Origin of the sequence: Vibrio sinaloensis DSM 21326, from assembly GCF_000189275.1 — a bacterium.
GTDB classification, from domain to species: domain Bacteria; phylum Pseudomonadota; class Gammaproteobacteria; order Enterobacterales; family Vibrionaceae; genus Vibrio; species Vibrio sinaloensis.
On the sequence record NZ_AEVT01000100.1, the window covers coordinates 1 to 14,429 of the forward strand.

The following is a 14,429-nucleotide window of genomic DNA, read 5'->3' on the forward strand; positions in this document are numbered from 1 at the left end:
TTTTTTATGGGGCTGTTAAAGAATCACGGTTTTGTTGCCATAGACAAACACGTGATCGTTTAGCACTTTGTTTAATGCTTTACTCAACACGTTCTTCTCGACGTCTCGACCAGCTTGCGCCATGTCTTGAGCATTAAAGTTATGGTCTACAGGAATAACGTCTTGCTTGATGATTGGCCCTTCATCTAGGTCGTTCGTCACAAAGTGAGCGGTTGCACCAATGATCTTAACGCCACGCTCATAGGCTTGCTGGTACGGTTTTGCGCCAATAAATGCAGGTAAGAAACTATGGTGAATATTAATGATCTTGTGGTGATACTTTTCGACGAAAGAGGGGGTAAGTACGCGCATGTATTTAGCCAGCACTAAGTAATCCGCTTGATACTGGTCGATCACCTGGAGCATTTTTTGCTCATGCTCTTCTCGGTTAAGGCCTTCGTGCGACACATGGTGATACGGGATATCAAATTTTTCGGTCAAGCTTTGCAGAGTGTCGTAGTTACCCACAACAGCGGCGATGTCGACATCTAAACTACCGTCGTAGTTTTTCATTAGGATATCACCGATACAGTGTGCTTCTTTCGTCACAAGAATAACGATACGTTTGCGATTGGATCCAATCAGCTTGCGCTTAGCACCTTGTGGAAGGGCTTGGTCGAGATCCGCCAAAAAGGTTTCATCATTGAAGTAGCCTTCTAGCTCGGTACGCATAAAGAAGTGGCCGCTTGTATTATCCACGAACTCATTGTTGTGAATGATGTTGAGTTGATGCTTGTAACAAATGTTGGTGATCTTCGAAATAAGACCTGGCGCATCAGTGCAGTGCGTTAGCAGAGTTTTCTTTTCCATTTAGTTGGTACTTCCGTGAATTATTTTTTTTGTATTCTGAAATTTTTACAGGGCTTCGAACGGTGAAGTAACCCGCATTATCAAAGCTACAATTAAACTAATATCAAGTTGGTTTCAACAAATAATCTGAGTAAATCGTTTAGCTGGTGGTATTCGAGCTGATTTATCTCGCATGAGCACCATTGACGGTGAAGAACTCGGGGACTTGTTGAATATTCTCTCCTCATACGAGTGCCTTAAGGTGGTATTTATGGATAAAGAGCTGTTAGCCCGTAAGTTGTATTCAGAGAGGGTAAGTGCCCTAATCGGCGAGCATGAACTCAATGAGCAGCTACTGGACCAAATGTGGGAAAACAAAGCGTCTCCGAGCGAGGCTGCCAAAGCCATGATGGATACACCAAATGACTTTTCTGGCCCTCCGTGGCTATCGCGTTACCTCAATCGTCGTTAATTCACCTAGACTATCTTGTGCGCGAGCCCATTCGGATTCGCGCCTTTGCTTTAAAACTGCCATAATTCCTCTCCATTTATTCTTAATTCAAAACTGGCGATGATTGCTAAAACCTTTTCTTCGGATGGTGCTTTGGGTAAAGCGATACCCGGATTTCAGCCGCGACAGGCTCAACTAGACATGGCTGAAGCGGTGCAGCAAACCATTAAGCAAGATGGGCAGTTGGTGGTGGAAGCAGGCACGGGAACGGGTAAAACCTTCGCTTATTTAGTTCCAGCATTGCTCAGTGGCAAGAAAGTCATTATCAGCACTGGCTCGAAGAACCTCCAAGAGCAGCTATTCCATCGAGACTTGCCTTTAATGGTCAGCGCATTGGGCTTTTACGGCCAAGTTGCGTTACTGAAAGGGCGCTCTAACTATTTGTGTTTGGATCGACTTAGCCGCCAGATGGTCGAAAGTCACAGTCACACGGCAGACCCGACTTTGCTAAGCCAGTTGGTAAAAGTGCGTTCATGGGCCAGTGAAACCAAAACTGGGGATTTGGGTGATTGTGACGCTATTGCTGAAGACAGTATGGTGATCCCGACTATCACATCAACCAATGATAATTGTTTGGGTAAAGAATGCCCGAGTTACAAAGATTGTTTCGTACTCAAAGCGCGACAAAAAGCGATGGACTCAGATGTCGTCGTCGTCAACCACCATTTATTCCTTGCTGATTTATCGATCAAGGAGACAGGGTTTGGCGAGCTAATACCGGAAGCTGACGTGTTTATTTTCGATGAGGCTCATCAGCTTCCCGACATCGCGAGTCAATACTTTGGCCAGTCATTGTCGAGTCGTCAGATCCAAGAGCTATGTAAAGACATCGAAATTGGTTATCGCACAGAAGCAAAAGACATGCGCCAGTTACAAAAAGCGGGCGAGAAACTGCTGCAGATTGCGATGGATTTACGCATTTTACTTGGTGAGCCCGGTTTTCGAGGTAACTGGCGAGAAGCGATTCAATCTCCCGCGATTGCGAGAGAAATGGAACGTTTAAGTGAAGCGCTCGATTTTGTACTCGAGGTGTTGAGGTTGGCGCTCGGCCGCAGCCAGTTGCTTGATAGTGCATTTGAGAGAGCGAACACGCTTCAGGCTCGTCTGACTCGTATTTGTGAAGTGTCTATCACAGGTTACTCATATTGGTACGATACGACACCGCGTCATTTCAGTTTACACATTACGCCTTTGTCTGTGTCGGACAAATTCCATGAACAAATTGAGCTCAAGCAAGGGGCATGGATTTTTACCTCTGCAACTTTAGCTGTGAATGAAGATTTTGGTCACTTTACCTCTAGGCTTGGCTTAAAACCCGCGCGACAGTTTTCACTGCCGAGCCCTTTCGATTATCAAAATCAGGCGCGCTTGTGTGTTCCTCGTTATCTTCCGGAGCCTAACAGCCCAGGCCTTGCTGACAAGCTAGTACGTATGTTAGCGCCCGTCATTGAGCAAAACCAAGGGCGGTGTTTCTTCTTGTGTACTTCTCATAGCATGATGAGAGAGCTAGGAGAAAGATTTCGCGAAACCCTAACCATACCGGTCCTGATGCAAGGGGAAACCAGTAAGCAAAAAACGCTAGCGGAGTTTATGGAACTAGGCAATGCCTTGCTAGTGGCGACCGGAGCGTTTTGGGAAGGGATAGACGTTAGAGGTGATACACTCAGCTGTGTTATCATCGACAAATTACCATTTACTGCCCCAGATGATCCGTTGCTTAAAGCGCGTATCGAAGATTGCCAGCTTAAAGGTGGTGACCCATTTGCTCAGGTTCAGATACCGGATGCAGTTATCACGCTCAAGCAAGGGGTGGGACGTTTGATTCGAGATAAAAATGACAAAGGTGCATTGATCATTTGTGATAACCGATTGGTGACGCGCGATTACGGCGGTGTATTTCTCGCCAGTTTGCCACCGATCCCAAGAACACGTGATCTGCAACGAGTGCAAAACTTTCTCGAACAGATTTCAGCAACAACCAACGATTAATTAGAGATTTCAATGAGTGCAAAAATTCTTGCCCTAGATACAGCGACGGAAAACTGTTCTGTAGCGCTACAAGTCGATGACAAAGTATATGTACGTAGTGAAGTGGCGCCGAGAGACCATACTAAGAAGATTCTACCAATGGTAGACGAAGTGCTAAAAGAAGCAGGCTTGACGCTCGCCGATCTCGACGCACTGGCATTTGGCCGTGGTCCGGGTAGCTTTACTGGCGTACGAATTGGCATTGGTATTGCACAAGGATTAGCATTTGGTGCGGATCTGCCAATGATTGGCGTGTCCACTTTAGAAGCAATGGCTCAAGGCAGCTACAGAAAGCAAGGCACAGAGCACGTCGCTTGTGCGATAGATGCCCGTATGAGTGAAATTTACTGGGGCCGTTTTGCTCGTCAAGAAGATGGCACATGGACGTCTGTTGACGCTGAATGTGTGATCCCACCTGCTGTGCTGGCTGAGCAATGCCCGAGCGATGAGCGTGAGTGGTGCACGGCGGGTACGGGTTGGGAAGCGTACCAAGAGGAGCTGGCACAACTTAAGCTAACCCGTAAACAAGGAGAGATTTTGTTTCCTGATGCAGAAGACATTGTCTACTTGGCACAGTTTGAATTCGCCAAAGGTAATACGGTTGATGCTGAGGAGGCGAGCCCAACTTATTTGCGTGATACCGTTGCTTGGAAAAAGCTACCAGGCCGCGAGTAATCGACTAACGTGCACGAGTACTAAAGGAACTAACGGATAGTATGGTATCAATTAACGGTTTACCTCCTTCGCTCCCGGGCCCTAATAAAGCCAATAAAGCGGGAAAGAAAAACGAGGTTAACAAAGATAAAAACCCCGTAGGCCAGCCGACCAAAGTGGCCAACGCGGTTGCGCATACTATTCGTCACGTGAGCGAGTCCGAAGTGCACAAGGCTCAGATTCAATATGATCTTCCGGAAGGTCGTAGCCGTAAAGCGATGGAAGAATATATGAATGTTATGCACCAAGCAAAGCGTGATGAACTATCACAGATGTTGGGTGTCGATATTTATATCTAGTGTTTTCAGAGGTTTGTTGTTGATGATGACTTTTAATCCTTCGTTTAAATTACTTGCTTTACCACTGTTGCTAATTCTCAGCGCATGCAGCTCATTGCCTGAGGAACTTAAGTCGGACAATCCTCAACTGGTGACTGAGTATGAAACTTGGAAGTCAGATAAGACGGGCGACTATTCCGTGCGGCTGGGGGGAGTAATTGCGAAAGTCACCAATTTAGAAAACAGCACTCGCGTCGAAGTGGTTAACTTGCCGATCAGTAAAAGCGGTAAGCCCGATATTAATCAAGAGCCGGATGGGCGTTTTATCGGGTATATCCAAGGGTTTGCCGACCCAGTCAAACTATCCGAAGGTCGCCTAATTACCCTGTTAGGTGAGGGTATTGAACCAGAGAATGGCAAAGTTGGAGAGTTCGATTACTCGTTTCCGGTGATGAAGGTCGAAGGCTTTTATTTATGGCGTATCGAAGAAACCGTCAGAATGCATGATGTAGACAGCTATATGTATCCGTGTCGAAGTCTATATTGCCGAGACATTCGCTATGGTACGCGTCAGGGTAAAGTGATTCAGGAAGTGAAATGACCTTCAACGAGCATCAGTATAGTATCGACTCTGGTCAAATCGCGACGATAGAATATGGAAACCCTCAAACGGCCGAAATTTCGGTCGTTTTTTTACATGGCTGGTTAGATAACGCTGCGAGTTTCTCCTCTTTAATGCAACATATTAGCGCACTCGCTCCACAGTGGCATCTGTGCGCAATCGATTTACCGGGGCATGGTTTATCGAGCCATAAAAATGGGTCGAATTTCTATCCATTTCATGACTATTTAGACGATGTTTACCAACTTTTGGCTAACTTATCACCAAACAGGTTAGTGTTAGTAGGGCATTCTCTTGGTGCATTGATTGCAAGTTGCTATAGTGCCGCCTTTCCTGAGCAAATCAGTGGATTGGTTCAGATAGAAGGGTATGGTCCAATGGCGGAATCAGAGCAAAACTCGCTCACTCGATTGAGGGAAGGGGTTATTAGCCGCCAGAGAATCAGAAAAAAGCCGCAGCGTGCCATAGCGTCCATTCAAGATGCTATAGAGAGGCGCTCCAAGGTTAATGAGATAGAGCCAACGCTAATTGCCCCGATTGTTGAACGAGGTTTAGTGAAACATGAATCGCAATGGTACTGGCGCCATGATGTTAAGTTACAAAGCTCGTCTTTGTATCGAATGTCATTAGAACACGCACGTCTTATTCGCCAACACATCGTTTGCCCGCAACTTGTTGTACTTGGGCACGATGGTTTTTCACATTTGCATCGCTTTCAACAAGATGCTTCACCTTCAACCGACTTTCAGTTTGTAGATGGTGGACATCATTGTCACCTGCAATCCCCTTCTAGAGTAGCTAGTCTAATTTTTGGCTTAGTTAACAAAATTTAAACAAGTGTTTGAGTCTTACGTGCTCAAGCGCTTTGCCTGTGCTGTAATAGCGAGTGATAAAAACAACAGCATTTCGTCGGCATCAGCCAGATCTTTTCGAGGAGTATTATCGTGGATAAACCTTGGCTATCACGTTATCCAAGCGATGTGCCAGAGCACATTAACCCAGACCAATATCCATCTTTGGTCGAGATGTTTGAGCAGTCAGTTCAGAAGTATGCTGACCAGCCTGCATTCACCAACATGGGGTCGGTAATGACCTTCCGTAAATTGGAAGAGCGTAGCCGTGCTTTTGCTGCTTACTTACAGAATGATTTGAAGCTACAAAAGGGCGATCGTGTCGCTTTGATGATGCCAAACTTGCTGCAATATCCGGTCGCACTATTTGGTGTACTTCGTGCGGGTTTAATTGCGGTTAACGTTAACCCTCTCTATACCCCGCGAGAGCTTGAGCATCAGTTGAATGACTCAGGAGCGAAAGCGATTGTTATCGTTTCCAACTTTGCCAACACATTAGAGCAAATCGTTGATAATACGCCCGTTAAGCACGTGGTGTTGACCAGCTTAGGCCAAATGTTGCCTCGCGCGAAAGGCACGATTGTTGACTTTGTAGTGAAGTATGTAAAAGGCATGGTGCCTAAATACGATCTTCCAGGTGCGATTTCGATGCGTAAAGCACTGCACATGGGTCGCCGTTTGCAATATGTTAAGCCATTTATGTCTGGGGATGATATCGCCTTCCTACAATACACAGGTGGTACCACTGGGGTTGCCAAAGGGGCGATTCTTACCCATCGAAATATGATCGCGAACATCATGCAAGCCAAAGGCATGTATGGTCCGGTTCTAGAAGAAGGGCGCGAAGTTGTCGTTACTGCTTTGCCTCTGTATCACGTTTTTGCCTTAACCGTGAACTGTTTATTGTTCATCGAAATGGGTGGTAAAAACCTATTGATCACTAACCCAAGAGATATCCCAGGCTTCATTAAGGAGCTGAAAACGTGCCCATTTACGGCGATCACTGGGGTAAACACTCTGTTCAATGCTTTAGTCAACAATGAAGACTTCCATGAACTCGACTTCAGTCGTTTGAAGCTATCTGTTGGTGGTGGTATGGCAGTGCAACGTGCGGTTGCTGAACAGTGGAAGAAAACAACGGGTGTGCATTTACTTGAGGGTTACGGCTTAACAGAGTGTTCTCCATTGGTAACCGTAAACCCTTATGACCTTACTGAGTATACGGGGGCTATCGGTTTGCCTGTTCCTTCAACAGAAGTACGCATTGTTGATGATGAAGGCAATCCAGTGGCGAATACTGAAGTGGGTGAGCTTCAGGTGCGTGGTCCGCAAGTGATGCAAGGTTACTGGCAGCGTCCAGAAGCAACCAAAGAGGTGATCAACGGTGAAGGTTGGTTGTCTACAGGCGACATCGTTAAGTTTGACGAAGAAGGCTTGATCCACATTGTTGACCGTAAGAAAGATATGATTTTAGTGTCTGGCTTTAACGTTTACCCGAATGAAATCGAAGATGTTGTTGCCTTGCATGGTAAGGTGCTGGAAGTGGCCGCCATTGGCCAGCCGCATGAAGTTTCTGGTGAGCTAGTTAAAATCTACGTTGTGAAACGCGACCCTAGCTTGACCAAAGACGAAGTGATTGCTCACTGTCGACAGCACTTAACGGGATATAAAGTCCCTAAACTGGTCGAGTTTAAAGAAGATCTACCAAAAACGAATGTTGGTAAGATCTTGCGCCGAGTGCTACGTGAAGAGAATGACGCCAAGTTGGCGCAAGCGCAACAAAGCTAATCAAGCAGAGCTGCAAGATTGATGATAAAATGCCGACCATAACCCGTCGGCATTTTTGTTTTCCGATATTTTAATACCAATCTAAATAAGTACTTACTTTACCAGCTTGCACGGTTGGCAATTGCTTATCTAGATTGGTATCTACTTATAGTGAGAAGTGAGTGAACTACCAGATCGTAACCCAAACTTCAGAGTTAGTTGCTGTATGTAAACAAGCCAGAGAATCCGATGTTGTCATGTTGGATACCGAGTTTGTTCGCACCCGAACCTTCTATCCGCAATTAGGTTTGATTCAACTTTTTGATGGCGAACACCTGTCTTTGATTGATCCTACTGAGCTTGAAGACATGACGGCATTTGTACAACTGCTTCAAGACACGTCAGTGCTCAAGGTACTGCACGCCTGTGGCGAGGATCTGGAAGTGTTTCATAACAGTTTTGGGTGTTTGCCTTATCCCATGGTAGATACCCAGCTCATGGCGGCGTTTCTTGGTCATGGGTTATCAACCGGTTTCGCGGCATTGGTCGATCACTATTTACAAGTCGAGCTGGATAAGAGTGAGTCTCGTACCGATTGGCTTGCGAGGCCTCTTACAGACAAGCAGCTCGACTATGCCGCAGCAGATGTCTTTTACTTATGGCCACTTTATGAAAAGCTACTTGCTGCGGTCACTGAAGCAGGCTGGTGGGAAGCTGCTCAACAAGAGAGTGATTTACTAGCAAGTAAGAGAATTAAGAATGTTGACCCAGAACTGGCTTATTTGGACGTTAAAGGCGCATGGCAGCTTAAACCTCGTGAGCTTGCTGTATTAAAGCCTCTGGCAACATGGCGCTATAAGGAAGCGGTTCGTCGCGACCTTGCGTTAAACTTCATCTTTAAAGAGAACGATTTGTTAACCGTCGCACGTTTGGGGTTACAAAACCGCCAACGCATGGAGCAAGAAGGCATGGACGTTCGCTCAGTACAACGTCATGCAACACGAATCATTGCTATCGTAAAGTCAGCAAGTGGCACTTCTCCAGAAGATTACCCTGAGAAAATTGAGCGTCTTATGGACATGACGGGTTATAAACAGAAGTTTAAAGTGCTTAAGGATGAGGTAAAACATGCCGCGCAAACTTCTGGGCTTGCGACGGAATTTATCGCTTCGAAGAAACAACTCAATCAGTTCATTAGCTGGGTGTGGAAAAAAGACCGAGATCCGGCCAAGTTGCCAGATGTTATGCAAGGTTGGCGCTTAGAGCTGGTGGGTGAGAAACTGAATAAGTTAATCTAAAGAGAGAGCTCCTAAATGGAGCTCTTTTTCTTATTTATCAGAGCATAAAAAAGGCTTCCGAATTGGAAGCCTTTTCTCTATTGCGTCTACTTAACCAGCAAGAACATCAGTAGCAACTTTGTAGCTTGGGTCTTCTTTTACGTTGATTTCGACCAAACTACCCGCTTTATCGAGTAACTTACGGCAATCTGGGCTTAGGTGACGTAAATGCAGAGTCTTACCTTGAGCAGAGTAGCGCTCAGCCAATGTTTCAATTGCTTCTATAGCTGAATGATCAGTAACGCGTGAATCTGCGAAATCGACAATCACATCTACAGGGTCATTGTGCGCATCAAAGATTTCTAAGAAGTTTGCTACAGAGCCAAAGAAAACTGGGCCGTGAATCTTGTATTCTTTTGAACCTTCAGCATTAATGCTGGTATCTGCGTAGATGTGCTTAGCATGTTGCCATGCAAACATCAGTGCAGACGCAATGACGCCAACGAACACGGCAATAGCGAGGTCAGTCAGTACTGTAACGACGGTCACTAGAACGATAACGAAGAAGTCTTGCTTAGGAACTCGACGAGCAAGTTTGAACGTCGCCCATTCGAAAGTACCAATCACGACCATGAACATCACACCGACAAGTGCAGCAAGCGGGATCATTTCAATCAGTGATGAAGCGAACAGGATAAACATGAGAAGGGCAACTGCAGCAACGATACCTGACAGACGACCACGACCACCTGAGTTTACGTTGATCATTGATTGACCAATCATCGCACAACCACCCATAGCGCCAAAGACTGAACACGTCATGTTAGCCATGCCTTGACCAATACATTCACGGTTAGATTGACCGCGGGTATTGGTCATTTCATCAAGTACAGTCAACGTCAGTAGTGACTCAATCAAACCGATAGCCGCAAGAATAATTGCGTATGGCAAAATGATCTGGAAAGTTTCTAATGTAAACGGAACTGTTGGGATAGAGAAGGTTGGTAGTGAACCTGCGAGAGTTGCCGCTTCGTCTCCAGACATCGTACGCAAGAAGTCAACAACAGTACGAGTTTCAAGGTCCAGACCAACAACCAATGCCGTTACGGTAACGATAGCCACAAGAGAAGAAGGTACTGCTGTAGTGAACTTAGGCAAGAAGTGAATAATCGCCATCGTCAGTGCAACCAGACCTAGCATCAACATCATTTGATCGGTTGGCAGCCAAGTCAGTGCACCCGATAGATCCGGAGCTTTAAACTGACCAAGCTGAGCTAGGAAGATAACAATCGCTAAGCCGTTGACAAAACCAATCATAACCGGGTGCGGTACGATACGGATGAATTTACCTAGCTTAAAGATACCTGCGGCAATTTGCAGGATACCTGCCAGCATGATCGCAGCAAATAGGTACTGTACGCCGTGAGTTGCAACCAGAGAGACCATAACAACAGCCATTGCCCCTGTCGCACCAGAGATCATGCCAGGACGACCACCGAAGATAGAGGTAATAAGACCAACGATAAAGGCTGCATATAGGCCAACCATAGGGTCAACGCCGGCCACGAAAGCGAAGGCTACGGCTTCAGGAACAAGGGCTAACGCTACGGTTAGACCAGAAAGCACATCGTTTTTGACCGAGTGCTTAGAAAATTGTGGGAATTCAAACATGCTTGCTCAGTTTTGCTAAGTGTTTACGTACAGTCTGAATAAAGCTTTAGGGAGCACTAGGTAAAATGCAATGTAAAAGAGCAGAGTGTCTAAAGCTTTTTACTCTTCAGAGTGCCAGCGCATAGCCAACGCTCTCATCTTGAGTAGTATTCAGTTCGAATCGGCGAATGCTACCGAAAAGTGTGATTAAGTTCAATAATGAACCAAATATTGACCAATATTTGTGATAAATAAATGACCAATTTGTTGTTTGGCTGTTTGCTAGACAAAAAAACAGCTCCTATTAAGGAGCTGTTTTTATCAAGCGTCTGATTTAGAAGCTTTGCGGCTTCGCCATCGCAGCACCAGCTTGGTTGCGAGCAACTTGGCTGCCAGCCCCTTTAGCTTGGTATCGTTCAGTACGAAGTGGTGCAGCATTCACAGTGATTTCTTTCAACTCTGAAGTACCTGGCGCTTTAGCCATTGGTGCTGATGCGTGACCTTTCACGGTTGGAACGATGATTTCAGAACTTGGTTCTTCCGTCTTTTGTTCAACAACTGGTTGTTCAGCGATAACTGGCTGTTCAACTACTTTAGGTGCCGAATCTGCTTTAGGCTCAGCCACGGTTTCTACTACCGCTTCTACGGTCTCAGCAACAATAGGTGCTTCAACTACCGCTTCTGGTTCAGCAGCGACGAGTGCCTCAACCACGTCAGTCTGCACTGGCGTTTTAACTTCGGCTTCGGCGATTACCGATTGCTCGCGACGAACAATGACTTTACCCATTGCCATCTCAGGGCAAGCGAAACCACCTAGAGCTACGCTTACTTCAACACTGTCGCTTACTTTGTCCGTTTTCTTCGGTTTAGGCGCTGGCTTAGTAATGCCGTAACTTGGCATCACTTTACCCATAGCCATCTCAGGAGAGGCGACACCACCTTTACGCAAACGGAACGGGTTAGGACGACGATCGCGACCGCGACGACGACGTTGTCCGCTCGCACGTAAGTGACGTGGAGAACGACGATTACGACGTTGCTTAGGCTGTTCTGCCGTTTCTTCGGCTTCAGTTTCAACGACTTGCTCTGCAACGGCTTCTGCTTTTGCTTCTACCGCTACTTGTTTCGCTTCTTCATCCGCTTTCGCTTGAGCCGCTTGGTCTTTTACACGAACCTGTTTAGAAAGCTTGCGACGCTGACGACGCTCCTTCACTTTAGCCGCTTTCTCTTCTGAGCGATTTGGCTTTTCAGCTTTCTGCGCTTCAGAAGCGAGTTTTAGACCTTCCTCTGCTACTTTGCTATTCGTTTTCGCATCATCACGCTTGTTACGACGGTCTTGCTTAGGCTTACGATTCTGCTGTTTGCGCTCGTTTGCCTTATTGTCGTTAGTTGAGTCGTCACGAGCTGGTTTGCGTCTGTTATCGCGCTTGTCGTTACGAGCCTCTTTATTTTCACGATTATCCTTACGGTTATCGTTACGATTGTCTCGAGAGTTGCGACGACGGTTGTCGTTACGGCCGCGACGATTGCGGTTGTTGCGTTGACCATCTTTCTTGTCAGACTGCGTCTTCTTCTCTTCAACTTTTTCTTCTTCAGTTGAAGAACCGAACAAGAAGCTACCCAGTGCTTTAAAGAATCGGCTAACTAAACCAGGCTGAGATTCTTCAACTTTCTCCGCTTTCTTCTCTGTCGCTTTTGGCGCAGGTTTAGGCGGCGTTGGTGCAGACTCAGATGGTGCAGCAAAACCTTTTAGTACAGGCTCTTCGAGTTTCTTAGGCTTAGCCTCAGCTTCAGGCGCTTCACGGCCTTCTGCTTCTTTCATTGCTTCCAACTTCTTAGGAAGTAGGTAGGACAACAAGTCGAACTCTTCACCTTCACGAACACGAATAACATCGAAATGCGGTGTTTCCATATCCGAGTTAGGTACAACCGTGATCTTCACTTCTTGGATTCGTTCAATGTGGTTAACTGAACGACGCTTTTCGTTAAGTAGGTAAGATGCGATAGGTACCGGTACGACGGCGAGCACTTGCGCAGTGTTGTCTTTCAACGCTTCTTCTTCGATAAGACGAAGAACGGATAGCGCGAGTGATTCGTTATCACGAACCACGCCCGTACCTGAACAGCGAGGACAAATGTGGTGACTTGCTTCTGCTAGAGAAGGGCTCAGTCTCTGACGCGACATTTCTAGTAAGCCAAAGCGAGAAATGCGGCCAATTTGCACACGAGCACGATCCATGCGAACAGCGTCACGCAAGCGATTTTCAACTTCACGTTGGTGACGAACTGGTGTCATATCGATAAAGTCGATAACGACAAGACCACCTAGGTCACGCAAACGCAGTTGGCGAGCGATCTCATCAGCGGCTTCCAAGTTAGTGTTCAGCGCTGTTTCTTCGATATCGCCGCCCTTGGTTGCACGAGCCGAGTTGATATCGATAGATGTCAGTGCTTCTGTAGGGTCAATTACAATTGAACCACCAGAAGGAAGACGGACTTCGCGTTGGAAAGCAGACTCGATCTGGCTTTCAATTTGGTAGTGACTAAATAGCGGTACTTCACCGTCGTATTTCTTCACACGGTTGACGAAATCTGGACGTACTAAACGGATGTGTTCTAGAGCACGCTCATAAATCGTGTTGCTGTCGATAAGGATTTCACCGATATCACGACGTAGGTAGTCGCGAATCGCGCGAACAATCACATTACTTTCTTGATGGATCAAGAAAGGTGCAGCGTTGGAGTCAGAAGCTTGTTTGATAGCGCCCCAGTGGTTCAGAAGTACGTTTAAATCCCACTCTAGCTCTTCAGCACTCTTACCAACACCCGCGGTACGAACAATTAGTCCCATGCCTTGTGGCAGTTCTAATGTGCTCAATGCGGCTTTAAGTTGTGTGCGCTCATCACCTTCGATTCGGCGAGAAATACCGCCTGCACGAGGGTTGTTTGGCATAAGAACAAGGTAACTACCTGCAAGTGAAATAAACGTGGTAAGTGCAGCGCCTTTGCTGCCACGTTCTTCTTTCTCAACTTGAACAATTACTTCTTGGCCTTCTGTTAGCACTTCTTTAATGCTAGGACGGCCTTGGTAAGTGTAACCTTCAGGAAAGTATTCGCGGGCAATTTCTTTAAGAGGGAGGAAACCGTGTCTCTCTGCACCATAGTCGACGAAAGCTGCTTCCAGACTAGGTTCGATGCGGGTGATACGTCCTTTGTAGATATTCGCTTTTTTAGATTCATGACCTGGACTTTCGATATCTAGATCGAAAAGTCGCTGGCCATCAACCAAAGCGACACGCAACTCTTCTTTTTGAGTTGCGTTGATTAACATTCTTTTCATTGATAAATCTCGTTGTCATTTTTTTATAGTTCTTGTTGCCGTGTTTCTCTATCACGGTGCCTGATCCCATGGCTTGATTTGTTGCAGCCTCCCGGCTGGAGGGATGCTCTGGGGCACTTCAGCCTCACAAACTCGTACTTGCTTGTGAGCCGCATGTAGGCGGTAAATACTCAACGTGATTGAGTTATGAGTAGGGCAACAAGATATGCTAATTCCGAAAACGTCTTACGCCGTGTGCGGCATTTTGGTAAATTAGCGAGCTACTCACTTAACTTGCTTTAAAATGATTGGGTTTGATTAAAATGCAACCGAATCCTTTATTGCAGGTGTGAACTATAGCAGTACCCAATAAAGTCAGCAATCTGCTTTATAATAAAACGCTAAAAAAGCTGAATTTATTTTTTATAAGTAGTTGTTTTAGATGATTAATTCTAGTGAATTTTGAAAAATGTAATAAAGTTGGTGGATTTTTATTCGTAGTAGGATTCGAATTCATTCTAATCGAGTAAATTTCCAATTTGTTGCCAAGAAAATGTGAATCTGCGCAACTTTGAATGATAGAA

Annotated in this window: 11 protein-coding genes; 8 read left to right on the forward strand and 3 right to left on the reverse strand. The window is 46.0% G+C overall.

Annotation, left to right across the window (positions count from 1 at the left end; all coding sequences use genetic code 11):
* Nucleotides 1–15: 15 nt before the first annotated feature.
* On the reverse strand, nucleotides 16–849 hold the full coding sequence (purU, locus tag RH45_RS18590) for a formyltetrahydrofolate deformylase (RefSeq protein WP_008080162.1): 834 nt from the start codon (nucleotides 847–849) through the stop codon (nucleotides 16–18).
* A gap of 250 nt (nucleotides 850–1,099) precedes the next feature.
* Here purU and RH45_RS18595 point away from each other — a divergent pair, with 250 nt between their 5' ends.
* The 8 genes from RH45_RS18595 (at nucleotide 1,100) to rnd (ending at nucleotide 8,897) form a co-directional block, all read left to right on the forward strand.
* Nucleotides 1,100–1,300 (forward strand): hypothetical protein, encoded by a 201-nt coding sequence (locus RH45_RS18595; RefSeq protein WP_008080163.1) that lies wholly within the window; start codon nucleotides 1,100–1,102, stop codon nucleotides 1,298–1,300.
* 99 nt (nucleotides 1,301–1,399) lie between these two features.
* Entirely contained in the window at nucleotides 1,400–3,328 is a 1,929-nt protein-coding gene (locus tag RH45_RS18600; RefSeq protein ID WP_008080175.1) for an ATP-dependent DNA helicase, read from the forward strand.
* A gap of 12 nt (nucleotides 3,329–3,340) precedes the next feature.
* Nucleotides 3,341–4,042, forward strand: a complete 702-nt coding sequence (gene tsaB, locus RH45_RS18605; RefSeq protein ID WP_008080177.1) for a tRNA (adenosine(37)-N6)-threonylcarbamoyltransferase complex dimerization subunit type 1 TsaB — start codon at nucleotides 3,341–3,343, stop codon at nucleotides 4,040–4,042.
* 41 nt (nucleotides 4,043–4,083) lie between these two features.
* Nucleotides 4,084–4,380, forward strand: coding sequence for a hypothetical protein (locus RH45_RS18610; protein WP_008080179.1), 297 nt, complete (start codon nucleotides 4,084–4,086; stop codon nucleotides 4,378–4,380).
* 22 nt (nucleotides 4,381–4,402) lie between these two features.
* Nucleotides 4,403–4,960, forward strand: a complete 558-nt coding sequence (locus RH45_RS18615) for a Slp family lipoprotein (RefSeq protein WP_008080180.1) — start codon at nucleotides 4,403–4,405, stop codon at nucleotides 4,958–4,960.
* Nucleotides 4,957–5,814 carry an alpha/beta fold hydrolase gene (locus tag RH45_RS18620; protein ID WP_008080181.1) on the forward strand — a complete coding sequence of 286 codons (858 nt, stop codon included), beginning with the start codon at nucleotides 4,957–4,959 and terminating at the stop codon, nucleotides 5,812–5,814. The genes RH45_RS18615 and RH45_RS18620 overlap by 4 nt, the downstream gene beginning before the upstream one ends.
* 111 nt (nucleotides 5,815–5,925) lie before the next feature.
* Nucleotides 5,926–7,620, forward strand: coding sequence for a long-chain-fatty-acid--CoA ligase FadD (fadD, locus tag RH45_RS18625; protein ID WP_008080182.1), 1,695 nt, complete (start codon nucleotides 5,926–5,928; stop codon nucleotides 7,618–7,620).
* Nucleotides 7,621–7,781: 161 nt separating this feature from the next.
* Nucleotides 7,782–8,897 (forward strand): ribonuclease D, encoded by a 1,116-nt coding sequence (rnd, locus tag RH45_RS18630; protein WP_008080183.1) that lies wholly within the window; start codon nucleotides 7,782–7,784, stop codon nucleotides 8,895–8,897.
* A gap of 90 nt (nucleotides 8,898–8,987) precedes the next feature.
* Here the strand turns inward: rnd and RH45_RS18635 are convergent, their stop codons facing one another.
* Nucleotides 8,988–10,547, reverse strand: a complete 1,560-nt coding sequence (locus RH45_RS18635; protein ID WP_008080184.1) for a SulP family inorganic anion transporter — start codon at nucleotides 10,545–10,547, stop codon at nucleotides 8,988–8,990.
* Between the two features lie 313 nt (nucleotides 10,548–10,860).
* Nucleotides 10,861–13,866: a ribonuclease E gene (rne, locus tag RH45_RS18640; RefSeq protein ID WP_008080185.1), complete on the reverse strand. Its 3,006-nt coding sequence runs from the start codon at nucleotides 13,864–13,866 to the stop codon at nucleotides 10,861–10,863.
* Between the last annotated feature and the right edge of the window lie 563 nt (nucleotides 13,867–14,429).